16 protein-coding genes and 3 pseudogenes are annotated in these 23,586 nt (G+C 69.4%); 6 read left to right on the plus strand and 13 right to left on the minus strand.

Annotation, left to right across the window (positions count from 1 at the left end; translation table 11 throughout):
• Nucleotides 1-33 precede the first annotated feature (33 nt).
• Nucleotides 34-1,185: a VOC family protein gene (locus ACQPXS_RS08570; protein WP_433448510.1), complete on the minus strand. Its 1,152-nt coding sequence runs from the start codon at nt 1,183-1,185 to the stop codon at nt 34-36.
• A 209-nt stretch (nt 1,186-1,394) separates the two neighbouring features.
• Here ACQPXS_RS08570 and ACQPXS_RS08575 point away from each other — a divergent pair, with 209 nt between their 5' ends.
• Complete coding sequence (locus tag ACQPXS_RS08575) at nt 1,395-2,600, plus strand: IS110 family transposase (protein ID WP_433445832.1); 1,206 nt, start codon at nt 1,395-1,397, stop codon at nt 2,598-2,600.
• Between the two features lie 122 nt (nt 2,601-2,722).
• Here ACQPXS_RS08575 and ACQPXS_RS08580 read toward each other — a convergent pair whose 3' ends face one another.
• The 4 genes from ACQPXS_RS08580 to ACQPXS_RS08595 all read right to left on the minus strand — a co-directional run bounded on the left by ACQPXS_RS08580 (nt 2,723) and on the right by ACQPXS_RS08595 (nt 8,266).
• Nucleotides 2,723-4,489 carry an FAD-dependent monooxygenase gene (locus ACQPXS_RS08580; protein ID WP_433448512.1) on the minus strand — a complete coding sequence of 589 codons (1,767 nt, stop codon included), beginning with the start codon at nt 4,487-4,489 and terminating at the stop codon, nt 2,723-2,725.
• Nucleotides 4,490-4,932: 443 nt separating this feature from the next.
• Nucleotides 4,933-5,283 (minus strand): DoxX family protein, encoded by a 351-nt coding sequence (locus tag ACQPXS_RS08585; protein ID WP_433448514.1) that lies wholly within the window; start codon nt 5,281-5,283, stop codon nt 4,933-4,935.
• On the minus strand, nt 5,280-7,217 hold the full coding sequence (locus ACQPXS_RS08590; protein WP_433448516.1) for an acyl-CoA synthetase: 1,938 nt from the start codon (nt 7,215-7,217) through the stop codon (nt 5,280-5,282). The genes ACQPXS_RS08585 and ACQPXS_RS08590 overlap by 4 nt, the downstream gene beginning before the upstream one ends.
• 95 nt (nt 7,218-7,312) lie before the next feature.
• Entirely contained in the window at nt 7,313-8,266 is a 954-nt protein-coding gene (locus ACQPXS_RS08595; protein WP_433448518.1) for a fumarylacetoacetate hydrolase family protein, read from the minus strand.
• Nucleotides 8,267-8,419: 153 nt separating this feature from the next.
• On the opposite strand from ACQPXS_RS08595, the gene ACQPXS_RS08600 reads away from it, so the two are divergent.
• The 3 genes from ACQPXS_RS08600 to ACQPXS_RS08610 all read left to right on the plus strand — a co-directional run bounded on the left by ACQPXS_RS08600 (nt 8,420) and on the right by ACQPXS_RS08610 (nt 11,879).
• The gene (locus ACQPXS_RS08600) at nt 8,420-9,085 is read left to right on the plus strand and encodes a TetR/AcrR family transcriptional regulator (RefSeq protein ID WP_433448520.1); all 666 of its coding nucleotides are present in this window, start codon (nt 8,420-8,422) and stop codon (nt 9,083-9,085) included.
• A 231-nt stretch (nt 9,086-9,316) separates the two neighbouring features.
• On the plus strand, nt 9,317-10,258 hold the full coding sequence (locus tag ACQPXS_RS08605) for an IS481 family transposase (protein WP_433448522.1): 942 nt from the start codon (nt 9,317-9,319) through the stop codon (nt 10,256-10,258).
• A 463-nt stretch (nt 10,259-10,721) separates the two neighbouring features.
• The gene (locus tag ACQPXS_RS08610) at nt 10,722-11,879 is read left to right on the plus strand and encodes a PP2C family protein-serine/threonine phosphatase (RefSeq protein ID WP_433448524.1); all 1,158 of its coding nucleotides are present in this window, start codon (nt 10,722-10,724) and stop codon (nt 11,877-11,879) included.
• A gap of 602 nt (nt 11,880-12,481) precedes the next feature.
• On the opposite strand, the gene ACQPXS_RS08615 is transcribed toward ACQPXS_RS08610, so the two are convergent.
• The 7 genes and pseudogenes from ACQPXS_RS08615 to ACQPXS_RS08645 form a co-directional block, all read right to left on the minus strand.
• Nucleotides 12,482-14,569, minus strand: a complete 2,088-nt coding sequence (locus ACQPXS_RS08615; RefSeq protein WP_433448526.1) for a SpoIIE family protein phosphatase — start codon at nt 14,567-14,569, stop codon at nt 12,482-12,484.
• Nucleotides 14,570-16,408: 1,839 nt separating this feature from the next.
• A complete protein-coding gene (locus ACQPXS_RS08620; protein WP_433448528.1) occupies nt 16,409-16,819 on the minus strand; it encodes a hypothetical protein in 411 nt (136 codons plus the stop codon).
• Nucleotides 16,816-17,975 (minus strand): annotated as a pseudogene (locus tag ACQPXS_RS08625) (LLM class flavin-dependent oxidoreductase). The gene ACQPXS_RS08620 and the pseudogene ACQPXS_RS08625 overlap by 4 nt, the downstream one beginning before the upstream one ends.
• 33 nt (nt 17,976-18,008) lie before the next feature.
• Nucleotides 18,009-19,205 carry an SfnB family sulfur acquisition oxidoreductase gene (locus ACQPXS_RS08630; RefSeq protein ID WP_433448530.1) on the minus strand — a complete coding sequence of 399 codons (1,197 nt, stop codon included), beginning with the start codon at nt 19,203-19,205 and terminating at the stop codon, nt 18,009-18,011.
• On the minus strand, nt 19,202-19,759 hold the full coding sequence (gene ssuE, locus ACQPXS_RS08635; RefSeq protein WP_433448532.1) for an NADPH-dependent FMN reductase: 558 nt from the start codon (nt 19,757-19,759) through the stop codon (nt 19,202-19,204). Before ssuE ends, ACQPXS_RS08630 begins: the two co-directional genes overlap by 4 nt.
• Nucleotides 19,760-19,801: 42 nt before the next feature.
• A complete protein-coding gene (gene sfnG, locus ACQPXS_RS08640) occupies nt 19,802-20,938 on the minus strand; it encodes a dimethylsulfone monooxygenase SfnG (protein WP_433448534.1) in 1,137 nt (378 codons plus the stop codon).
• 175 nt (nt 20,939-21,113) lie between these two features.
• Entirely contained in the window at nt 21,114-21,194 is an 81-nt protein-coding gene (locus tag ACQPXS_RS08645) for a putative leader peptide (RefSeq protein ID WP_351611030.1), read from the minus strand.
• A 137-nt stretch (nt 21,195-21,331) separates the two neighbouring features.
• Between ACQPXS_RS08645 and ACQPXS_RS08650 the strand changes: the two genes are divergently transcribed.
• Together ACQPXS_RS08650 and ACQPXS_RS08655 are read left to right on the plus strand one after the other, a co-directional pair.
• Nucleotides 21,332-22,258 carry a LysR family transcriptional regulator gene (locus tag ACQPXS_RS08650; RefSeq protein ID WP_433448536.1) on the plus strand — a complete coding sequence of 309 codons (927 nt, stop codon included), beginning with the start codon at nt 21,332-21,334 and terminating at the stop codon, nt 22,256-22,258.
• 4 nt (nt 22,259-22,262) lie between these two features.
• Nucleotides 22,263-22,680, plus strand: a pseudogene (locus ACQPXS_RS08655) (AAA family ATPase).
• Nucleotides 22,681-22,953: 273 nt separating this feature from the next.
• Here the strand turns inward: ACQPXS_RS08655 and ACQPXS_RS08660 are convergent.
• Nucleotides 22,954-23,568: pseudogene (locus tag ACQPXS_RS08660) on the minus strand (LLM class flavin-dependent oxidoreductase); the annotation flags it as partial.
• Between the last annotated feature and the right edge of the window lie 18 nt (nt 23,569-23,586).

Genomic DNA, 23,586 nt, shown 5'->3' on the forward strand with positions numbered 1-23,586 from the left:
ACGACGGGTACATCTCAGGGGTGGTGGCGGCGGTCACTTGCTCAGGGCTTTCATCAGGCCCAGCAGCCGGGCGCGGTCGATCTCGTTGTCCTCGCGCAATGCGGAGATCGCCTGCATGAACGCCCCCGGCGAGGGGGTGGTGCCGAGGAAGTCCCGGGTGGCGGGCGGGCCCCACTGGGCCAGGCCGGAAGCGGACATGGCGGCCCAGCCGGGTTCCAGTGTGTTGTCGAAGACATCGCCGTCGGCGTAGTGCTCCAGCATGAAGCGGTCGGGGTCTCGCCAGTAGTCGAAGATCTGGCTGCCCTGGATGTGCCGGCCGATGCCCCAGGAGTGGTGGTAGCCGCGTTCGCGCAGGTACTCGCCTCCGGCGGCCAGCGTGTCGAGGTCGGCGACCTGGTAGGCGGAGTGGACGTAGCCCGTGTCGGGGCCGAGGTGCATGGCCAGGGTGTGGTGGTCGGCGGGTTCGCTGCCGCGGTCGCAGCGGATGAAGGCCATGGTGGGGCCGCGGTCGCGCTGCCCGTCCAGGTAGAGGAAGTCGCTGACGATCAGGCCGAGGTGCTGCAGGTACCAGTCCAGGGCACGCCGGAAAACCCGGGTGGAGAGGACGACGTGGCCCAGGCGCTGCACCTGGGAGGGTTTGCGAGGCGGGCGCTGGGTGGCGTTGATGCGGCCGGCCGCGGTGGTGGTGCCTGTGTTGAGGACCAGGGGCTGTTGCAGCGGCTGTGCGGGCTGCTCGGTGACGCCGTGGACGACGCGGACCGGGATGCCAGAGGGATCGAGCAGGTCGACCGCGCTGCCACCGCCGTGCTCGGTGAGGGGGCGGACCTTGTGGCCGGTGGCGCTCGCCAGCCGGTCGAGGTCGGCGGCGTCGGCGGCCTGGAAGGCGGGGCCGATGAACCGGGAGGAGGGGCCGCGGCGGATGATCAGGCAGTGGGTGCCGGCCAGGGCGCCGCGGAGATAGAGGGCGTCGTCGGTGCGGGCGGCGGTGGTCAGGCCGAAGTCGTGGGCGAAGGTCTCGGCGCGGTCCAGGTCGGGCTTGGGGAACTCGAGCCAGGCCAGGTCGACCACCTTGATGACGGGCTGGACCGCGCGGCCGGGGTGCTCCCCGCGCAGGGCGCCCTGTTCGCTGTGCAGGCCCTGGTGGGCGTCCGCCGTGGGGGCGGGTGTGGGTGTCGGGTCGTTCATGACGGGTCCCTAAGAATGTTGGCGGTCCGGGAGGACCGGGTGTGGCTGATGATGGGTTGCCGTTGATGGCTCGGAAGGAATGGCCGCCCGGTCCTCCGGGACGCTCCGACCACTGATTGAGAACTGCGGTCATCGCTGGTTAGGGACCTGTCGGCGGGGTGTTCCTCGGGCCACGAAGGTGCTGGTCACGGTGGAACGGAGCGACGGGCTTGAGCACGCCTCACGCGCGGATATGGGTCGGCATCGACGCCGGCAAGGGACATCACTGGGCAGTCGCGGTCGACGCCGACGGCGAGACGCTCTTCTCGACGAAGGTGATCAACGACGAGGCCCAGATCCTCACGCTCATCGAGACCGCCCGCGAACGGGCTGAAGAGGTGCGGTGGGCGGTGGACATCTCCGGCCGGGCCGCCACCCTGCTGCTGGCCCTGCTGATCGCGAACGGCCAGCAGGTCGTCTACGTGCCCGGCCGGACGGTCAACCGCATGTCCGGCGCCTACAAAGGCGAGGGCAAGACCGACGCCAAGGACGCCCGCGTCATCGCCGACCAGGCCCGCATGCGTCCCCGGGACTTCACCCCGCTGAGCACGCCTGCGGAGCTGGTCACCACGCTCCAGGTCCTCACCAACTACCGGGCCGACCTGATCGCCGACCGGGTCCGGCTGATCAATAGGCTCCGCGACCTGCTGGTGGGAATCTGCCCCGCACTGGAACGGGCCTTCGACTACTCCGCGGCCAAGGGACCGGTGGTGATGCTGACTGAGTATCAGACCCCGGCCAGCCTGCGCCGGATCGGCGTCAAGCGGCTGACGACCTGGCTCGAGCGCCGCAAGGTCCGCGGCGCCGACACCGTCGCCGCCAAAGCGGTGGAGGCGGCCCAGTCCCAGATGACTGCGCTGCCGGGCGAGAAGCGGGCCGCCAAGCTGGTCTGCGACCTCGCCCACCAGCTTCTGGCCCTGGACGAGCGGATCAAGGACAATGACCGGGAGATCCGCGAGACGTTCCGTGCCGACGACCGCGCCGAGATCATCGAGTCGATGCCCGGTATGGGTCCCATCCTGGGCGCCGAGTTCGTCGCCATCGTCGGCGACCTGTCCGGCTACCGCGACGCGGGCCGACTCGCCTCGCACGCCGGCCTGGCCCCAGTCGCCCGCGATTCCGGCCGCCGCACCGGCAACTACCACCGGCCCAAGCGTTACAACCGGCGCCTGCGGCACATCTTCTACCTGGCCGCCCAGACTGCCATGATGCGGCCCGGCCCGTCCCGGGACTACTACCTCAGAAAGCGTGCCGAGGGACTGATCCACACCCAGGCCCTGCTTGCGCTCGCCCGACGCCGCGTCGACGTGCTCTGGGCGATGCTGCGTGACAAGAGACTGTTCACCCCCACCCCACCGGACACGCAGACGGCTTGACCTCATCATTGAGATTCCCTTCGGGCGGCTCTCCCACGACGGCGGTGTGCGGCACTGTCGCGAGACACAAGTAAGGGGTGGAAGGGGGGCGGAGCGGGTGGCACCAGTGGTGGCGGATTCACCTACCGGGCCAGCAGGGTGTCCAGCGCGGTGGTCAGTTCGGCGACCGCGTCGGTGGCCGCACCGTGGGTGCGCCAGCCGATGAAGCGGTCCGGGCGTACCAGGACGGCGCCTTGCGGGGTGTGCCCGCGGACGGTGGTCCAGGTGGAGCGCAGGTCGCGGTAGTCCCCGTCGAGGTGGCCGACACGGATGGCGTCGAGCGGCAGCCCGCTGGTGGTGGCGATCTTCTCGGCGGCCTCGCACCAAGCCTGGCCGTCCTCCCCGGCGATCAGCAGCAAGCGGCCGGGGCGCACCAGGCGGGCCAGGGCCACGCGATGGCCGTCCAGGTCCTCAAGCCAGGCGTGGGGCAGCGGGTGCCCGGGCCGGGCGGCGGGCTGGTAGATGCGGACCGGGTCGGGGTTCTCGGGTGCGGGAGTGCCGTCGGGGACGACGGCCGCGGACTCGTACGTGTAGCCGAACTCGACGCCCAGTTCGTTGAACTCCATGGACTGGGCGGCCACGGCCGCCAGGAACGTGCGGCGGAAGTCGGTGTCGGCGGGGTCCTCGCTCCACAGGCGGCGGGCCTGCCGCCAGTTCTCCTCCTCGCCGGCCTCGGGCCCGCCGCCGAAGAGGGCGTTGATGGCGATGTGGTTCATGGCGTTCTCCAGCGAGCGCTGGACGTTGGTGGCGTCCGCCGGTCGCCGCTCGGCCTCGTAGGTGTCCAGCAGGGCGTCGCCGGCATGGCCCTTCAGCACGGCGGCGAGCTTCCAGGTGAGGTTCTGGACATCGTGCATGGCGGAGGTGAGGCCGAGGCCGCCGGTTGGCGGATGCCGGTGGGCGGCGTCGCCGGCGATCAGGACGCGGCCGGCGCGGTAGCGGTCGGCGACCACGCCCTCCAGGGTCCAGCGGGAGATCATGTGGACCGTCACGTCCTCCTCGCTCAGGCCCAGCCCCGTGCGCAGGTCGGCCAGTACGGACTCGTCGTCCAGCGCGCGACCGTCATCGGGCCCGTAGTTGAGGTGGAAGACCCACTCCTCGGACTCGGGACCCCAGTGCTTGGGGCCCATGGGCACGAGAACACCGGGGATACCGAGGTCGGGCAGCCACAGCCAGCGGATCAGCACGTCAGGGTCGCGCGCCCAGCGGGACAGGTCGGCGGAGAGGTGGAAGGAGACTACGCGGGCGAGGTTGCGCACGCCCTCCTGGACGATGCCCACGGCGGGGCCGACGGTGCGGCCGCCGTCGCAGCCCAACAGGTAGCGGGCCCGCACCCGGTAGGTCTCGCCCGTCTCGCGGTCGGTGACGGCGGCGGTGACGCCCTCGGCGTCCTGGGCGAGTGCCGTCAGCTCGTGGTGGAAGCGGACCCGGCCCGTGGCGAGTTCCTCGGCGCGGGTGCGCAGGACCGGCTCCAGTCGGATCTGGGGCAGGTTGGCCTGTCGCTCGGGGCTGGCCGCGAGCCACTCCGGAGAGTGCCCGCCGGCTCCCCAAGCCTCCATCCTGGCGACCCTGCGGCCGTGGTCTTCGTGGTCGCCTGCCAGACCGACGTACCAGGCGGTGTGGGACATCTGCTCGGCCGGGGTGGAGGCGGCGTAGATGGTGGCGGCCACGCCGGCGTCGCGCATGATCTCCATGGCGCGCTGGTTGAGGACGTGGGCCTTGGGCAGGACGGAGGTGCTGGGCCAGGCGGTGACCAGCAGGGACTCGATGCCCATGCGGCTGAGCAGCATGGAGGCGGTGAGCCCCGCACCGCCTCCGCCGACGATGAGGACGGGGACGTCGATGTCGTTCATGGGTACTCCATGGGGTGTCACGGCTCGGGGCCATGGGGTGGGGACGGCTCAGGAGCGGCGGGGGAAGAGCGCCAAGGGCGTTTTCCCGGTCGATTGATCGAGGCGGGGTGTCCGCGGATTGAGCTGGCGGCGGCGCACGGATGCGAAAGGCTGGTCGTTCCGAGAGGCGCCCGCTCGCTGCGGGCGCGCGTCGGCAGCCCGGACGGCACGGAGGGGACGCCGGAAACAGTGGTGTCGATTCAGAGGCCGCACCCGGCCTCGGCGGCCAAGGCGGTGAGATGCGGTGGGTGCCGTCCGAGCCGTGCGAAAGGCGGCCTGCGGAGGCGGGCTGGGTATGAACGCTGTGCTAGGCCGGCCACCGCGTGGAGGCGCAGGGCGGCAGATGCCGGCGGACGTCGATGCGGCTCATCGTGATGCTCCTCGGAGCCCAGGCGGCGGTGATGCTAGCCGCCGACCAGCGCGACGAGATGGGCTCCGGCCAAGGCACCCGCGATGACGGCCGGCAGGCAGCGGGCCGCCGGATCGCCGCTGCGCAGGTGGACGACGACGGCGCCGGCCATGAGCAGGAGCAGGCCGATAGATGCGGCAGCACCGAGCGCAGTGATCCGCAGGCCGAGCAGCAGACCGGCCGCTGCCGCCACCTCCAGAGCACCCAGCAGACGGTAGTGGGTGGTGGTCATGCCGACGTGGGCCGCGGCCTGGCGCATCGCGGGTACTGCCGCGAGCTTGGCCGACCCGAGCAGGAGGAAGATCCCGGCGAGGAGGACGGCGAGAACGATGGCGGTGGTGCTCATGGGGTTTCTCTCTCAAGTGGCTTGCTGGGGGCGTACTGCCAGTGCAGGAGGTACCGGTCGAGGGCTGCGGTGACCCTGCGTCGTACCGCCTCGTCGGCAAGGGCGGGCACCGTGACACGGACGCCGCCGTCGTGCGGCTGGCACAGGATGCGTTCCCGGTCGCAGTCCGCGCCCTGGGCGGCCAGTTCGGCGTGGACAGCGCGGCGGGTGGCGTCCAGGCGAAGGCCGAGCTTGTAGGGCTTGCCGACGGCGGTGAGTGGGATGGCGTCGATCACGCGCACCTCGCGCGGGGCGGCGGCGCGCTCGGGGACCCGTTCGGTGGTCCAGGTGAGCAGTTCTTCGGGCCCCACACGGGCGCCGGGGGCGAGGGTGACGTAGGCGACGGGCACTTCGCCGGCGTGGGGGTCGGGACGGCCGACCGCCGCGGCGGCGGTGACCTCGGGGTGGGCGAGGAGTACGTCCTCGATGCCGGCGGGGTCGATGTTGTGGCCCCCGCGGATGATCACGTCCTTGGCGCGGCCGGCGAGATGGATGAAGCCGTCGGCGTCGATGCGGGCCAGGTCGCCCGTGTCCAGCCAGCCGTCGCGGATCTTCCCGGCGCTCTCCAGGCGAGGCCCGTGGGCGGTGTGCTCGGCGACGTACCCGGCGAAGAGGACCGGGCCGCTGACGGCGAGCATTCCGGTGGCGCCCGGCGGCAGGTCGTGCCACTCGCCGGTGTCCGGGTCGATCCGCACGGTCTTGACCTGCTGGTAGGGCAGGCGCCGGCCGACACTGCCGGGGCGGGTGTGACTGGGCAGGCCGAGGGCTGAGGCGCAGGTCGCCTCGGTGAGCCCGTAGCCCTCGCACAGCGGGATGCCGGTGTGCTTCTCGAAGGACTCCCGTACGGCGGGCGGCAGCGGGGAGGCGCCGACGGCGGCGAACCGCATGCTGGAGATGTCCGCGTCGACGGGGACATGGGCGAGGACGGAGTACACGGTGGGCACGCCGGACATGGCGGCGATGCGGTAGTGCTCCACCAGCCTCCAGAACACTGGATACAGCTCGGGGTCGCGGTAGCCCAGCGGCCCGGCCCACACCACTCCCCGGCCGCGCAGCAGCGGGCCGAGCAGGGTGACGATCAGAGCGTTGACGTGGAACAACGGCAGCGCCGCGAACATCACCGAGTCCTCGTCGAGAGGAATGCTCGCGGCCACCATCCAGGCGTCGACGACCTCGTTGGCGTGCGTGTGCGCGGCAAGCTTGGGAGCGCCGGTGGTGCCGCCGGTGTGGAAGTAGGCGGCCAGGTCGTCGGCGGTCGGGGGCTCGATGTCCACCAGCCGGTCGGCGGGATGGGACGCGGCAAGCTCCGTGAGGTAGCCGACGCGTACGCCCTCGATGGGGTCCAGAACGGGCGCGGGGCCGTCAGACAGGGTGGGGGCCAGCGCCAGCAGCGCGTCCAGCCGCAAGGCCTCGGCGACCTGCCGGGCCGTGGCCCACACCTGTGCATCCAGTTGCGGACCGGCGGCGATGAGCACCCGCGCACCGCCGCGCCGCAGCAACTGCTCGACGTGCTCGGACGCCAGGCCCGGGTTCACCGGGGCGGCGACGCCCGCTGCCTGCGCGGCCAGCAACGCGCCGGGAAGCTCCGCGGTGTTCGGCGCGAGCAGGCCCACGGCGGCCCGGCGGGTGACGCCGAGAGAGCCCAACAGATTGGCGGTGCGATGCACCTGGTCACGCAGTTGCGCGAAGGTGGCTGTGGCGGGGCGCAGGAAGCGCGCGGCATCGGGCAGCACCGTCAGGGCCGGGCGGTCGGGCCACAGGCGGGCGGCGCGCAGCAGGGTCTCGTAGGTCGTGGCGGGCAGGCCGCGCTCATGTAGCGGAACAGTCTCGATCGCGGACAGGTCCGCGCTGCTGTCGGGGGCGGGCCACAGCAGGTCGGTGGGTGTGCGTGTCACCGGTGCGCCTTTGCAGGGTGAGGGATGGGTTCAGGTGGCCGGCCCGGTACGGGGATGCCGGGCCGGCCGGTCCCGGGCGGGGGTCCCGGGAGCCGTCAGCGGGCGCGCACCACCGTGCGCTGCTCGCCGAGATCGAGTGCGCCGTCGTCGGTCGCGATACGGGCCGTGACGACGTCGCCGTCCTTGAGGTAGTCGGGGTTCGCCTGCTGGCGGGCGAAGAACTTCTGCCAGCGCTTGTGCGGGGGCAGCAGGGCGGCAAGCGTGGTCAGGAGCTTGCCCGGAGACTTCAGGGCGGTGCCGCCTGGGGTTCCGGTGAGCAGGACGTCACCGGGCTGCAGGTTCTGGAAGCGGGCGAGCAGACTGAGGGCGTGGGCGGGCCGGACGATCATGTCCGTGGTGGTGCGGTCCTGCCGGGTGGCCCCGTTGACCTTCAGCGTGAGCCGCAGGTCCGGCAGGCGGGCCAGGTCGTCGGCGTCCACGAGGAGCAGCCGGGGGCCCAGCGGAGTGAAGGAGGGGTACGACTTGGACTCGTAGAACTGCGTCTTGGGCAGCTGCAGGTCACGCGCGCTGACGTCGTCCGCAACGACCAGCGCGGCGACATACTCGGCCAGCGTGGCATCGGTAACCTCGGTGCCGACCGGCAAATCGGCGCCCATCACCAGCCCGAGCTCCACCTCGTAGTCCAGGAAACGCACGTACTGTGGACGTTCGATGTCCTGGTAGGGCCCGCTGACGGACCCGGACGCCTTGCGGAAGAACGCGGGCGGAACGGTGTCCGGGTCGAACCCGGAGTCCACCGCGTGGGAACGGTAGTTGACCATCTGCGCCACCACCCGGCAGGGCGTGGTGACAGGCGACAGCAGCTCGGTTTCTCCAACCGAAACCCCGGCGGTGGGGTCAACCGCGGCGTGGGAAGCCGCCTGCTGCACGGCGGAACGGTCGGCGAGCAGGCCGGCGGTGGTGTCCGCGTCGGTGTCGACGCGGTGCAGCCGTCCTGTGCCGCTCTCCACCCACCAGCCGTCTGTGGTGCGGACGACCTGGATACTCATCGGCTCTCCTGAGTCCTGGACAGGCACCGACCGGAACGCTCCCGCGAGCAGCTCCAGTCAGCAGTGATGAGAGAATCAGTCCAGATGACGACCCCGTCAACAGCAGTCAGTCATGATGAAACAATCAGAGCTGCGCCTGATCATGGTGGAGAGATGAGTATCGATCGACAGGGCAGGGCCAACACACCCAGCCACACGCCCAACCGCGTGGACCGACGCAAGGCGCGCACCCGTGCCGCGCTGATCACCGCCGCGCAGCGGTTCCTCGCGGATCAGGGCCGGACCGACGTGAGCATCCAGGAGATCACCGAGGCGGCGGATGTCGGCTTCGGCTCCTTCTACAACCACTTCACCAGCAAGGACGAACTGTTCGACGCGGCCGTCGCTCTCACCCTGGAGGAACACGGCGCACTCCTGGAATCCGTCGTGGGAGACCTGAAGGACCCCGCGGAGATCTTCGCCGCCAGCGTCCGCCTGACCGGCCGGCTGCAGCGCACCCACACACAGATAGCCAGGATCCTCGTCCGTACGGGCATGTCCTATCTGACTTCCGACAGCGGATTGGCTCCGCAGGCGATGCGGGATCTGCGGGCCGCCGCCGACACCGGACGGCTGGACATCGACGACCCGCGCACTTCCGTGGCCATGGTCGGCGGCGCCCTGCTCGGAGTGCTCCACCTACTGGAGACCCGCCCGGACCTCGATGCCGCGCATGTTTCCGACCAGCTGGCCTTCCGCCTGCTGCGCATGTTCGGCATGACGCGCGCCGAGGCACAGGAGATCGCCACTCGGCCCCTGCCATCGCTGCCCCGGACCTGACAATGGTGAGCAAGATCGGCGACGCATGAGACACGTCGCCCATGTTCGCGAATGTGACGCTCAGGGGGCGCGGCGGATCCCCGACGGATCTCGGCGTAGAGGACGGTTTTACCTGCCCGGGAGGCGCTGCCCCGGGCGACGACTTTTCCGTCCACCAGCACCTCGATCGAGCCGGTCTAAAACTGACGATCATCATTGACACCTGGGTCTCCGATCACTACGGAGATCCACATGCCGAAGTCCATCCCTGCCACCTCGCGGCTTGACCGTGAGGCCAAGCGGCGCCTGGCCGTCATCCGTCACGTCGAAGAGGTCACCAGGAACGTCGTGATGTCCTGCCGGTACTTCGGGATCAGCCGGCAGGCGTACTACACCTGGTACCGCCGCTACCAGGCCGAGGGCGCTGAGGGCCTGCGGACCCGCTCCAAGGCCCCGAAAACGTCCCCGAACGCGACGCACGTCGAGGTGGCCGGGAAGATCATCCAGCTGCGGCAGAACTACCACTTCGGCCCCGAGAAGATCGCCATGTACCTCAAGCGGTACCACGACGTCACCATCAGCAAGTCCGGCGTATGGCGGATCCTCAACCGCCTGGACATGGGCCGCCTGCCGGCCTCCCAGCGCTACAAGCGCCACGACCGCCGATGGAGGCGCTACGAGAAGCAACTACCCGGCCACCGCGTCCAGATCGACGTCAAGTTCATCGAGCCGCTCGCCTCGATGCCCCAAGGCGGACGCGGCGGTGGCAACAAGTACTTCCAGTTCACCGCGAGCGACGACTGCTCCCGCCTGCGCGTCCTGCGGATCTACCCGACGCTGAACCAGAACACCGCCATCCAGTTCCTCGACTACGTACTGCAGCGCCTGCCGTTTCAGGTCGAGGTCATCCAGACCGACAACGGCGCCGAGTTCCAGTCCGCCTTCCACTGGCACGCGCTCGACAAGGGCATCGCCCACACCTACATCAAGCCCCGCACACCGCGGCTGAACGGCAAGGTCGACGCAGAAGAGTTCTACCGGCTCCTGGACGGCGTCATCATCGACGACGCCCAGGTCTTCAACAACAAACTGCGCGAGTGGGAGGACTACTACAACTACCGTCGCCCCCACAGCGGCCTCGGCGGCCAAACACCCTACGAACGCTTCAAGCAGAAGACCACGGCCCAGGCGTAATCGGTGATCGTCAGTGGCACAAGCAACTGAACCCCGCTGCTGAACCCCGCAGCCCGTTACAGGTTTCTCTACCCCATCAAGCACCCGTTGTCGCTTCGCTCCTCCGGGCGGGCACACAGTGCATGAGGTCAGAACCATCGTGGCCGGGGCGGTCGGCTCCGTGCACCACGAGGGACGGCGGGTCAGTCGTCACCCCAGCGGCGGAGACTCGCCCTGATCAAGCCCGGCCGACATCCCCAATGCTTGTGACCTGCCGCACATGACCTTGCATGCCCATATATGTCCGTTTTAATTGATGGAACCATCAGAACCGAGGATATGATCCTAGAGGAAGCAGCACATGGCATTCACGTTCCGCGACCCTGCGTGTACGGCTCCAGGTTGCGTGCAGGAGCCACACCTGATGCATCACCGAGCGAGGTCGTCACTCGTTCTCTCGCGCACCTTGCCGCAATCACGATCCGTGCTGACAGTCGCCTTGCTGTTCATTCTGGCGATCACGCTCATCGATCTTCAGGTGCCTGGCGCAGTTCATCTCGGCGACTTGCTGATCATGGTGCCTGTACTCACTTCCTGGTACGCGAGCTCCCGGGTGACCTCACTTGTCGCCATCATGGCCGTGTCGGCTTTGACGGCCATCTTCCTGGTCCGCCAATCGGTGAACCCGCCACAGGCGGCTGCCCTCCTTGCGACCTCGGTGGCCGTCGCGATCGCCCGGTACCTGACGGAACACGGACAGCGAAAGCTGGTCAAGCTGCGCGCAGTCGCCGAGGCCGCGCAACGCGCCATACTGCCTCCCCTCCCCCACCGACTCGGCCCCCTTCGCCTGGCCTCGACGTACCTGGCGGCAGAGGACGAAGCACGCATCGGCGGAGATCTCTACGCCGCCGTGCGCACGCCCACGGGGACACGGTTGATCATCGGCGATGTTCGAGGCAAGGGCCTGGCGGCGGTCGGCATCGCTGCCCACACCATCAGCACGTTCCGCGACGCCGCCCGCCGGCTGACCACGCTGCCGGAACTCGCCGCCTACCTGGATTCAAGTGTCCGCAGCAACGCATCCGAAGCAGTGAGCCCCGAACAGACCGAAGAGGCGTTCGTCACCGCCACTCTCCTCGAAATCCCCGACGCCGAGCCCCTCGTGCGGAGCGTCACCTGCGGACACCCCCCACCGCTACTGCTACGAGCGCACGACGTCGTGCCCCTGGAAGCCGGCCAACCCGCGCCCCCGCTGGGCCTGGGCGCACTGACGCAAACCACCTACCACCTCGATACCTTCGCCCTACGCGCCGAAGACACCCTCCTCCTCTACACCGACGGTGCCATCGAAGCCCGCAATACCGACGGCGAGTTCTACCCGCTCGCCAAACGACTCACCCACCAGCACCACCGCCATCCCACGGCACTCCTCAATCACCTCCGCGGCGACCTTCTCAACCACGTCGGCGGCCGACTCGACGACGACGCCGCCTTGATCTCAATCAAGCGTCAACCCGCTGACGGCACAGCGCCATCGGTTGACCAATCGACCTGTGATGAGTGCGGCGTCTCGAAGTCCTTCGATATGCGGTCACGCAGCACTTCTGGCCTGGGGGAACGACCCAGTGCAGTACAGCAGTGAAGTACAGCAACCACCACGACCGCCACCGACCGCCAACGGTCCTTGACGACCAGTTGACCAGCCCACCTGACCTCGATGACCATCCTGCCCATAGTTCGCATCGAGGGCACTCGCGACACCCCCGCTCGGGCCGTCTCTGGGCAGTGCGGGGGTGCTCAACGACGACCAACGCTGACAACCGCCGACAGCTAAGTCGCAGGTCGCAGCGTTGCTCGTTTACATGGCCGCAGGTCAGAGACCCGGCCCTTCGCTTCTATGGTTGCGATGGAGGCGAACGGCATGGCCACGTTCCTCGGCCTGGTCGCACTGCCCGAAAGCCGTGACGCCCGGACTACCTCGCGAACCGGGGCCTCCAGACGCCTGGTGACCTCGAGCGCGACCGAATGCCGTGGCGGAGTTCCCCGGCTGACAGCGCCAGCGGCTCCCCCGTTGCTGAATCCGGGCGATTGCCCTGGCCAAGAGCGGAGCCGTGATGCTCGTGCTTCGCGGCGTCTGCGGCGTCTTCGGCGAAACCCGGCCGAGCAGCTGCAGTTGCAGCTGTACCGGCGCGCTCTCGTCGGCACGGTCGGCCGACGACGATCCGGGCGCCCTCGGTATCGCTATCACCGCTGTTGGGGGCGGGGCGAGTTTGCGGGCGGGAGAGTCTGCTCGGCCCAGACGGTCTTGCCGTCGAGGGAGTAACGGACGCCCCAGTTCTGTGCGAGTTGGGCGATGATGAACAGGCCGCGCCCGCCTTCGTCGATGGTCTTCGCGTGGCGCAGCCGTGGCGCGAGGGCATTGCTGTCGTGGACTTCGCAGGTGAGCGTGCGGTCCTTGATGAGCCGCAACTGCACAGGCGGTGTGCCGTAGCGGATGGCGTTGGTGATCAGTTCGCTGACGATCGTTTCGGTGGTGTAGGCGATTTCCTCGTCCACTCCCCAATGGGTGAGTTGGTGTTGGGTGTGGGTGCGCGCCGTGGCGACGGCTTTGGGGTGGGGGTCGAGATGCCATGCGGCGACCCGGTCCGCGGGGAGTGTGTGGGTGCGGGCGAGGAGGAGGATGACGTCGCCGTGGCGGGTGTCGTTCCGTAGCCGGTAGAGCACGTCGTCGCACAGATCCTGCAGTGGCCGGTCAGTGTGGGCCAGCACCCGTTGGAGGGTCTCCGGGGACTGGGAGGTGTGCAGGAGGGATGGCGTGTAGAAGGCGAGGACGCTGCCGTCGGGGAGAGAGACCGTGGTGGCAGCGAAGGGGGGTCCTTCGGTTCTGCCCAGGGGAGGTCCGCTCGGTAGGTGAGGGATCTGGGTGCTCCCGTCGGGATGGGCGATGACGGGTGGGGGGTGGCCGGCCAGGGCGATGGTGCAGGTCCCGGCGAGCGGGTCGTAGACCGCGTACGCGCAGCTTCCCGTGAGCGGCATGGGGTCGCCGGGCGGCAGAGCGGCGCGTTCCTGAGCCAGGCGTACTGCGGTGTCGTTGAGGCGGGCGAGGAGCTCGTCGGGCTCCAGGTCGAGCGCGGCCAGGGAGTGTGCGGCGGTTCCTATCTGTCCCATGGTGGTGGCCGCGTGGATGCCTCGGCCGGCTACTTCGCCGACCACCACTGCGGTGCGGGCACCGGACAGGGCGAATGTTTCGAACCCGCCGCCTCCGCCGGTTTCGGAGGGTACCAGTATGTGCGCGGTTTCAACGGTCGTCTGCGTCGCAACCTCGGGAAGCAGCAGATGGCGCTGGATCGTCAGGGCGATGGTGTGTTCGCGGGTGTAACGGCGGGCGTTGTCGATGCACAGCGCGGCGTGAGCGGCCACTGCGTCGCCGAGGGCGACGTCGCCCTGGTCGTAGACGTCACCCTGGTTAGTGCGGTACAGGCTCATCAGTCCCAGCACCTTTCCCCGCAGGGTCAGAGGTGCTGTGATGAGGCTGTGGGCACCGGAGGCGCGGATCGCTTCGGCGCGCTGCGGGACGGCCGCCAGCCAAGGTGTTTCGGGCCCCAGGGCGACGAGGCGTGGCTTGAGGTCGGTCAGCGTCTGGGCGTAGGGCGTCGGGAACGGCAGAGCGCGCACGTCACCCACCGGATGTGCCTGGACCTGGTCCTCGCCGCCGCTGCGGGCGAAGGCGGCACGGCGCAGCGGCACCTCCCGTCCGAGAGGGCTCGGCGGAGGTTCCTCGCCACGCACCACTGCCTCCACCACTTCCACCACGGCGATGTCGGCGAGGTCCGGCACCACCGCCTGCACCAGATCCTCGCAGGTGGCCACCACGTCGAGGGTCTGTCCCACGCGCTCGCGCACCGAGCCGAGGACGCGCAGACGGGCGCGTACTTTCTCGCATTCGGTGACACCAAGTATCTCCGTCAGCACTCCCAAGATCCTCCCCTGCGCGTCCTCAAGACGAGATGCCGAGACGGAGAACCGGTACTCCGACCCCGGCGCGCCCTTCGGACGCACCCCCACTCGTCGCCCCCGGGCGGGCGCGCCGCTCTCCAGCACGCCGTGCAGCATCGCCTCGACCTCACCGGGCGCGGAAAGGTCATATACGTCGGTGAAGTGCCGGCCTATGATCTCTTCAGAGGGGCCCGATTTCAGGACCGGCCTGTTGACATTGCTCCATAGGATCCGCAGTTCCGTGTCCAGGACCATCAGGCCAGTCGGGGATTGGTGGAACAGAGCTTCCAGTACTGCCGCACCCTCGACGGGCGAAATGGCTTCGTTGTGCGCCACGGCAACCCACCTCCACTATCCAGACTGCGCCTGACTCCTGCGCGCCGCTCCCACGCATCGCGCGACGTGCCCGGACAGGCCGCCAGATCTCCGCCGCGATCGGCGTCACCGTCCTGGTCGCGATGGTCGGCTCCCACGTCGGTGCCACCTCACGTCACGACTTCCGGATCGCCCGGTGCGCAGCCGCCGTACTGAGCCTGGCGACGTCGGCGATCGGTGTGCACCTCAGCCGTGGCGGCGGCTCGGACCAGACGGCGCCCGCCGCATGGCAGAAGCCGGATGCGGTGCGCAGGCTCTGGCGGACGCGTCCTGCCCCGGCAGTCCCGTCAGGCACTCCCACCGTCCGTGTCTGACCACTACGTGTGACTGGTGCGGCTGGTGTCGGAGCCGGGACTCTCCGGGGCCGAGAGGCCGGCTGATCTACCACCGCGACCGGCGGTGTCGCGACCCCCGTGTTCCATGGCGCAGCAGGCCGTCGTAGTCCGCGAGTGAGCCTGTCAGCTGCCCTCACCCGGCTGACGTAGTCGCTGCGGCTGCGGTGCGGATGTGCGGGATGGCGTCCCACGTGATGGTGTAACCGATCAATCGGCCGTCGTGTTGGTGGTGTTGGGGAGCGCGGGGGCGCTGTCGGGGCGCTTGCCGGAGTCCCGCTCGCCGGCTTCTTCGCGGTGGACGTCGTCCTCGGCCGGGTCTCACGCCGTCGTACCGGGCATGCACACGCCTGAGCACTACGCTTCCCCGGTGCGGTTCGGGAGCGCTCCCGCCCATCCGTGGGCGGGGCTTCCTCAGGGGAACGGATCCCTTGTACGCAGGGGTATGCGGATGCGGTCGCAAATCCCCGCACACCCGAAAGCGTCACAGAACACGGATCGCATGAAGCGCCGACCGCAACATCGTCCGCGCCAGCGCACCCGATCTCACGGCGACGACACGCGCTGAAGTCCCGTCAGGATGCTTTCCGGAGGGGCTTCGCCGTATCACCCGCTATCACACAGCGATCACGAACTGGGCGGACCCTCCCGGACGGGAGGCCCTGACCTGCGGTTTCGTGCCCGCACTGGAGTGGCTGGACGCCCATGGACGGCCATTACAACCTGTGCCATGTGGTACCGCACACGCAGGCGACTCCCATGAGGCGTCGCCCCTCCTGCCCTCAGTCCCTCCCACTCACACGAAGCCGAGGGACAGGAAAGATCCAGACCATACGCGGACCAACCGAGACGCAAAGGCCACCGCTTACACCCTGCAGTTCAGGGGCTCGCAAGCGCTGAACCACCAACAGACGAAGAATCTGCTGGGCCGAACGCGTACCACGCGCAGGCGCAACGCCTTGCCCTTGCCCGCAGAGCCGAGCGGCAAAGCCGGGTCGACCTCTCGTTCAGGTCGCCTACCACGCAACGGCCCTGCGCCGATCGGCCCCAAGATGTCCGAGTTCAACGGAGCGTAGTCAGCACCAAGTCAGCACGGGAGTCAGCACCGCATCGTCAAATCACCCTGAACTACGCATCCGGGACGGAACCCGTTTCGGTCACCTTCGAGCCCCTGAACCGCTCTTCCGTGAGCCGGCATGGTGGCCGCACGCATAGCCACGCCCCGAACTATGGTGCCCCACCACATGGGCCCCTGACCTGCATCTTCCTACCGTGTGCCGACACGTACCCGTCCCCACCGCACACGAGGAAGTGGCGCACATGGCCTCCGAAACCACCGCTCCCCCACCCCCCGCCAGCCTCCCCAGAATCGTCGCCGCCAGCCTCATCGGCACCACCATCGAGTGGTACGACAACTCATTCGATCCGCGCTAGGACCTGCGGCTTTCTGCAATTCTGGCCACGGACGTCAGCACGGAACCAGCACCGGAAGTCGACGGTGATGACTAACGCCCCTCAAGGCGAGTCCAGCAGCTGCCTGCAAAGCATGCCCGGCACCTGGCTGGACAGCCACGCGAACGAGATGGCGAAGCTGGTGTGTTCCGGCTGATTCACGCTCTCGGATGGCGAGTTCACGATGGCGGGCGGCCGGGTGATCGTCCCTGATCCGGGAGCTGCTGGCCGCGCCGTGGAGGCGTTCGCGAAGCGTGGCGCCGCCGGACAGGGCCGCGATCCTGCCGCGGCTGCCCAGTTCCGGGACGACGAGGTCGACGAAGTCGGCGAAGGAGCCAGGGGTGGTGACGTAGGCGAGGTCGAAGCCGTCGAACCTCGGCGCCTCCGTGGGAGCGGGGCCGGTGTCGTCGGCGATCACATGGGTCATCGCACGCCCCCGGTGCCGGCGAAGGGGACTTGGGCGGCGGGGGCCACCTGCTGCCCGTATGGGTGCCGCCACAGACCCTGGCCCTGAAGCTTCGGCAGCACGCCCCGCCGAACCAGTACGCCTCTTCCAGATGCGGATAGCCGGAGAAGATGAACTCCTCGATCCCCAGCGCGGCGTACTCCTTGATCCGCTCGGCAACCTCGGTGTGGCTGCCGACCAGGGCGGTCCCCGCCCCACCCCGCACCAGACCGATGCCCGCCCACAGGTTGGGATGGATCTCCAGCCCGTCCCGGCTCCCGCCCCCGTGCAGGGCCAGCATCCGCTGCTGTCCCTCCGACTCGCTGCGGGCAAGCCCGGCCTGAACCTGCCGCACAGTCTCCGCATCGAAGCCCGCCAGCAGCCGCTCCGCCTCGGCCCAGGCCTGCTCGGAGGTGTCGCGGGTGATGACGTGCAACCGGATTCCGAAGCGGACGCTGCGCCCCTCCTTCGCGGCCAGCGCCCTGATCCAGGCGATCTTCTGCGCGACGGCGGCGGGCGGCTCACCCCAGGTGAGGTAGACGTCGACATGCCTGGCGGCAACTTCTCCGGCGATCGGCGAGGAGCCCCCGAAGTACACCTCGGGCACCGGGTCGGGCACCCGGGCCAGCCTGGCGTCCTCGACCTGGAGGTGCTCGCCGGCGAGGTCGACGGTCTTGCCCTCCCACAGCCCCCGGACGATTTCCAGGAATTCGCCGGTACGGCGGTACCGCGCGTCCTTGTCGAGGAAGTCCCCGTAGGCCCGCTGCTCGTGGCTTTCGCCGCCGGTGACGACGTTGAGCAGGAGCCGTCCGCCGGTCTGCCTCTGGAAGGTGGAGGCCATCTGCGCCGCGAGCGTCGGCGAGACGAAGCCGGGGCGGAAGGCGACGAGGAACTTCAGGCGCTCGGTGTTCTGGCTGACCATGGCGGTGGTCAGCCACGCGTCTTCGCACCATGCGCCGGTCGGGGTGAGCGCCCCGGTGAAGCCGAGGTCCTCGGCGGCGCGGGCGATCTGGCTCAGGTAGGCGACCGTCGGTGGCCGGTCGCGCCCGGACTCTGTGGCGGGGGTGCCGTGGCCGCCGCCGACGACGTGGCGGCTGTCGCCGTTGGTGGGCAGGAACCAGTGGAAGGTGAGGGACACGTGGGGGCTCCGATCGGTGTTCGTCAGCGTTCGTCAGAGGAGGCCGTGCCGTGGCGGCTTGGTGCCGTTGAGCACGTAACGGCCGATGTGCTGGACCTTCCAGCGGGCCGGGTCGTGCAGGGTGTGGGTGCGCGCGTCGCGCCAATGGCGGTGCAGGCCCAGGGAGTCGAGGGCCGAGCGGGTGCCGGAGATCTCGAAGAGGGCGCTTGCGACCTCCACTGCGGCCTCGGCCGCCGTCACTTTTGCGGTGGCCACCGCGATCGAGGCCTCGGCGGCAGAGTCGTCGGTCAGGTCGGCGCGGGCGTCGTCGACCGCGCGGGCGGCCTCGCGAAGCAACGCTTCGGCAGCCCTTTCTCTGATCGCCAGTTCGCCGAACCGCTGGATCAGCAGCGGATCCTCCGCGGCGGTCGCGTGCCCCTCGGCTGCACTCTCGAACCAGGGGCGGCTCTTCGTACGGACGAACTCCACCGCCTCGGCCAGCGCCCCGGAGGCGATCCCGGCGTCGATGGCGGCGTGCAGCAACTGAGCCACCGCGCCGTGGAGTTGGGGGCCCTGGAAGGTGAGGTGGTGCGGCACGACGCGGTTGGCGGGCACGGGCACCGACTCCAGGCGGACGGTTCCGCTGGCGGTGGTGCGCTGTCCCATGCCGTCCCAGTCGTCCACGACCGTGACGCCGGGCGCGTCGCGCGGGACGTACGCCACGTGCAGGGTGTCGTCCTCGGTGCGGGCGAGGACGGGGATCCAGTGGGCGAACAGCGCGCCGGTGGAGTAGTGCTTGACGCCGTCGAGGACGTACGACCCGTCCGGGAGCCGGGCGAGGCGGGTGCGGATGTCCTGGACGTGCTGGGTGCCCGCCTCGGACTGGGCGTTGCCGAACCGCTTGCCGGCCAGTACCTCGCCGAAGAAGAACTCCTGCTGCTCGTCGGTCCCCTGCCGGCGCAGCACGTTGACGTACACGAAGTGGCTCTGCGGGATCTGGGCCAGGCTGGCATCGGCGGCGGCCAGCAGTCGGAAGATCTCGGCGAGCGTGTCCGCACGGACGTCCGCGCCGCCGAACCGGGCGGGCACGGTCACGGCGAGCAGCCCGGAGGCGGACAGCCGCTCCAGCTCCGTGTGCGGGAGCCTGCGCCGCGCGTCCCGCTCGGCGGCGCCCTTGCGGAAGTCCGCGGCCAGCTCCGCGGCCACGGCAAGGGCCTCGGCGTCGTCCGCGATGACGTGCGCGGCGCTCATCCGGCGGCCGCCAGCAGCGTCGTACGGCCGCCCAGCGCGGCCGAGAACTGGTCCGTGACCTGCGCCAGAGCCTCGGCCGATCCCGGCGCGACGGTCAGCGTGCCGTCCTCGCCCACCGTGATGTCCTTGTCGAGCGTGAACCAGCCCGGCGTGATGTGCGCAGGGCCCATGGAGGCCAGCACCGGGCGCAGGGCGTAGTCGATGGCCAGGACGTGGGCGGTGGTGCCGCCGGTGGCCAGCGGGAGGACCGTCTTGCCCGCCAGGGCGTACTGCGGGAGCAGGTCGAGCAGGGACTTCAGCAGTCCGGAGTAGGCGGCCTTGTAGACGGGGGTACCGATCACCACCCCGTCCGCCTGCTCGAACAGGGCGGTGGCCCGGACGATCGCCGGGTGAGCGAACTCGGCCCCGAGCAGCGCCTCGGCAGGCAGGGTACGAACGTCCAGCGCAATCACCTCGTGCCCCTGCGCGATGAGCCGCTCGTCCAGGTGGCGCAGCAGCCGAGCCGTGCGGGAGGTGGCGGAGGGGCTTCCGGAGACGGACAGGACAGTGGCCATGGGAGGACCTTTCGGTTCGTCGTTTCGTGTGCGGGCCCGCGGTCAGGCGTGGGCGGCGGCGGGCTCGGACGCGGCGTCCTGTGCCTCCAGTTCGCGCACCAGGGGCAGCACCCGCTTGCCGAAGTACTCGACCTCCTCCAGGTAGTGCAGGAAGCCGAGGAGGAAGAGGTCGACGCCGAGACGCTTGTAGGCGACGATCCGCTCGGCGATCTGCTCAGGGGTGCCGATCAGACCCGTGCGGAAGCCGTCGTTGTACTGAACGAGGTCCTCGAACGTCGAGTCCTGCCACATGCCCTTGCCGTCGCCGGTGGACGGACCGGCCTGCTGGACGGCGTCGCGGAAGCCGTGCACGGCCTGCGTGTCGGCCTTGGCGACGATCTCGCGGAGCGTGTCGCGGGCTTCGGCCTCGGTGTCGCGGGCGATGAGGAAGCCGTTGAGGCCGAACTTCGGTGCTGTACGGCCCGCTTGGACGGCGGAGGCGCGGACGTCATTGATCTGCTCGGTGACGCCGTCGAAGTCCTTGCCGTTGGAGAAGTACCAGTCGGAGACGCGGCCGGCCATGGCGCGCGCGGCGGTGGAGTTGCCGCCCTGGAAGATCTCCGGGTGCGGACGCTCGGGGGTGTTCAGCGGCTTGGGCTTGAGGGAGAAGTCGCGCAACCGGTAGAAGTCACCGGCGAGCTCGGCGTGGTCCTCGGTCCAGATCTTCCGCAGGGCGCGGATGAACTCCTCGGAGCGCCGGTAGCGTTCGTCGTGCTCCAGCCAGGGCTCGCCCAGCGCGGTGAACTCGCCCTTGAACCAGCCGCTGACGACGTTGACGGCGAAGCGGCCGTTCGACAGGTGGTCGGCGGTGGCGCCGAGTTTGGCGAGGACGCCCGGGTGCCACAGGCCGGGGTGGACGGCGGCGATGACCTTCAGCCGCTGGGTGGCGAGCAGCAGGGCGAGGCTGAAGCTGGTGGACTCGTGCTGGTACTCGGCGCCGTAGCTGGCCATATAGCGGACCTGGCTGAGCGCGTAGTCGAAACCGTTGTTCTCGGCGAGGACGGCGAGTTCGCGGTTGTAGTCGTAGCCCCAGTCGGTGCGCTGCTCGACGGTGCTGGTGACCAGACCGCCACTGACGTTCGGCACCCAGTAGGCGAAGCGGACGGAATCGGATCCGGGGTATGCGGAGGATGCGGGCATGGGAACTCCTGGCAGGAGAATGCTGCGCGGGCAGGACGAATGAGCTCCGCGGAATTCAGGCACGCTGGAGCGGGGTTTCCGGGAAAGCCGTCGTCACGACGGAAATGAGCCGGGACCGGAATTCACGGAAGGAAGTCACAGAGGGAGCGGGTGGGAGGGTTTCCCTCGGGTGCGCTCAGACCCGACAGCGACAGAAGGCGCTGGAAACACGCGCAAGGTCGACGTGGAGTCGCCGCGTGAGGTCCTGTCGCTTCATGCCACCGATCGAACCAGGAGGGAGTTCGGCCGGTCAAGAATGCCCGGATGTGATTCCACATGGTGAGAGTCGGTATTCACGAGGTTGTGACAGGGATTCCCTTGAACCCGGTCCCGGGAGGGCGCAGTCTCCTGTTCGTGCGTATCGAACAGCTCGAATACATCGCTGCCGTCACACGGCTCGGTTCGCTGCGGCGCGCCGCCGAGGAACTCCACCTGTCCCAGCCGGCGCTCAGCGAGACCGTACGCAATCTGGAGCGCGAGCTCGGCGTGGACCTGCTGGAGCGCAAGCGGTCCGGGGCGAAGATCAGCGACGAGGGACGCGAGCTGCTGCCGCACATCATGAGCGTGCTGGACGCGGTCGACCGGCTGCGGGGCGCGGCCGGCGACCAGCACCGCATCAGCCGCATGGTCCGGCTCGGCACGGTGAACACGGCTACCGTGCCGCTGGTCATCCCGACCGTGCGCGAGTTCCGGGCCTCGCATCCCGTCACCCAGGTGGAGTTGGTCGGCGCGCAGCAGGCCGACATCCACCGCGCCCTGTTGGAGGGCGCCTTCGACCTGGGACTGGTGAACTACCTCCGGGGTGACGACATTCCGCCCGGCTTCGAGACGACGGAGTTGCTCTGCGGCCGGCCGGTGGTGTGCGTGCGTCCGGACAGTCCGCTGGCGGCCCTGGAGGCGGTGGACGCGGACAGTCTTCTGGCCGAGCCGCTGGTCGTGATGCGGTCCGGTTATGTGATGCACCGTTTCGTGCACCGGCTGCTCCGCGGCCGGACTCCGTCCTTCTCATACTCCACCGACGGCGCGGAGATGGGCAAGCTGATGGTGGCCGAGGGGCTGGGGGCCACGGTGCTGCCGGACTTCAGCGTCGTCGGCGACCCGCTGGAGCGACGGGGCGCGATCACTGTGCGGCCGCTCGCGGGGGATACCACCGACGTGCTGCTGGTACTGCAGCGCCGCCACTCCGGCTCCGTTCCGCGGGCGGTCCGCGACCTGCACGAGCTCTTCGTGCGCAACGCCCAGGCGTGCGGCACTTCTTCGCGACGGCTGACGGAGGGATGATCCTGTGCTCATCGTCATGGGCGGCCTGCCCGGCACCGGCAAGACCACGCTCGCCCGTCTCCTGGCAGCCCGGATCGGTGCGGTCCATCTGCGGGTCGACACCATCGAGCAGGCGATCGTCCGTTCCGGGGTGGCCGGGCACCCGGTTGGTCCCGTGGGCTACACCGTCGGATATGCCCTGGCCGAGGAACATCTGCGGCAGGGGCTGACCGTGATCGCGGAATCAATCGGATCCGGCGGAGCACCGGCGCCGCTTGTCCTCGCGCTCGGCCGACATTCCAGATCTGCCGCTGCCCGACTGGCAGCAGGTCGTCGACCGGGAGTACGAGCCGTGGGACCGCGAGCGCGTCGTCGTCGACACCGCGGGACAGAGCCCGCAACAGTCACTGGCTCTGCTCCTCCGCGGCCTGGCATCGGGCTGACCGGTACCGTGCGGCTGTGCAAGCACCATGCTCGGCCAAGTCGTCGCGTAGGTCCGGCGGTTCAAGCACCTCGCTGCCGGGACCCGGAGTCCTAGAGGCGGCGTCGGGCCGCGAGCGGAGAGCCACGGCGAAGGACGAACACGAGGTCGTCTCAGCATGGTTGTCTTCACGTGGTCGTCTTCACGCAAAAAGGTCTTCCGCTGTCGGCGCGGTGACGAGGCGGGCCGCGCCGAAGCGGTCGCGTGCAGCCGGTCGGTGGGGTACTCCCGAACGTCAGCTCGACTGGAAGGAGTGACCCCGTCGGCGCCATTCCTCCGCGAGCAGTTCGTACGAGTGGACCCGGTCCGTGTGGTCGTGGGTGATGGTCGTGATGAGCAGCTCGTCGGCGCCCGTGGCCTCCTGGAGTTGTTCCAACTGGTCTGCCACCCGGCCCGGCGAGCCGACGAACTGGGTGTCGAGGCGGTCCTGGACGAGGGCCCGGTCCTCGTCGGTCCATGGGTGGGCGCGCGCTTCCTCCGGCGTCGGGTACTCGATGACGCCCTCGGCGGTGCGGATGCTGCGGACCCACGGGCCGTAGCCGGTGGCGAGTGCGCGGGAGGTGGCGTCGTCCTCGGCGATGACGACGTCCGCCGAGACGCTGACGTACGGCGTGTCGAGGAACTCGGAAGGCTGGAAGAAGGAGCGGTAACCCTCCACCGCCTCCAGGACCGTGGCCGGGCTGACGTGGTAGTTCGCCGCGAACCGCGGACCGTTGCGGCCCGCGACAGCGGCGCTTTGACCACCGCTGCTGCCCAGGATCCACACCTCCACGTCGGCGCCCTCCCCCGGCACGACGTGCGCCTCGACGCCCTCCGGGGAGCGGTAGGTGCCGGCGAGCAGGGCGAGGACGTTCGCCAGGTCCTTGAT

It is taken from the genome of Streptomyces sp. CA-142005 (assembly GCF_050942335.1).
Classification (GTDB): domain Bacteria; phylum Actinomycetota; class Actinomycetes; order Streptomycetales; family Streptomycetaceae; genus Streptomyces.

Bases quoted from the DNA above. Each gene is read 5' to 3' on its own strand.
- ACQPXS_RS08595 (WP_433448518.1), bottom strand. From the start codon at position 8,266: ATGAGTATCCAGGTCGTCCGCACCACAGACGGCTGGTGGGTGGAGAGC.
- ACQPXS_RS08630 (WP_433448530.1), bottom strand. From the start codon at position 19,205: ATGAGCGCCGCGCACGTCATCGCGGACGACGCCGAGGCCCTTGCCGTG.
- sfnG (WP_433448534.1), bottom strand. From the start codon at position 20,938: ATGCCCGCATCCTCCGCATACCCCGGATCCGATTCCGTCCGCTTCGCC.
- ACQPXS_RS08605 (WP_433448522.1), top strand. From the start codon at position 9,317: ATGCCGAAGTCCATCCCTGCCACCTCGCGGCTTGACCGTGAGGCCAAG.
- ACQPXS_RS08645 (WP_351611030.1), bottom strand. From the start codon at position 21,194: ATGAAGCGACAGGACCTCACGCGGCGACTCCACGTCGACCTTGCGCGT.
- ACQPXS_RS08620 (WP_433448528.1), bottom strand. From the start codon at position 16,819: ATGACCCATGTGATCGCCGACGACACCGGCCCCGCTCCCACGGAGGCG.
- ACQPXS_RS08585 (WP_433448514.1), bottom strand. From the start codon at position 5,283: ATGAGCACCACCGCCATCGTTCTCGCCGTCCTCCTCGCCGGGATCTTC.
- ACQPXS_RS08570 (WP_433448510.1), bottom strand. From the start codon at position 1,185: ATGAACGACCCGACACCCACACCCGCCCCCACGGCGGACGCCCACCAG.
- ssuE (WP_433448532.1), bottom strand. From the start codon at position 19,759: ATGGCCACTGTCCTGTCCGTCTCCGGAAGCCCCTCCGCCACCTCCCGC.
- ACQPXS_RS08580 (WP_433448512.1), bottom strand. From the start codon at position 4,489: ATGAACGACATCGACGTCCCCGTCCTCATCGTCGGCGGAGGCGGTGCG.
- ACQPXS_RS08600 (WP_433448520.1), top strand. From the start codon at position 8,420: ATGAGTATCGATCGACAGGGCAGGGCCAACACACCCAGCCACACGCCC.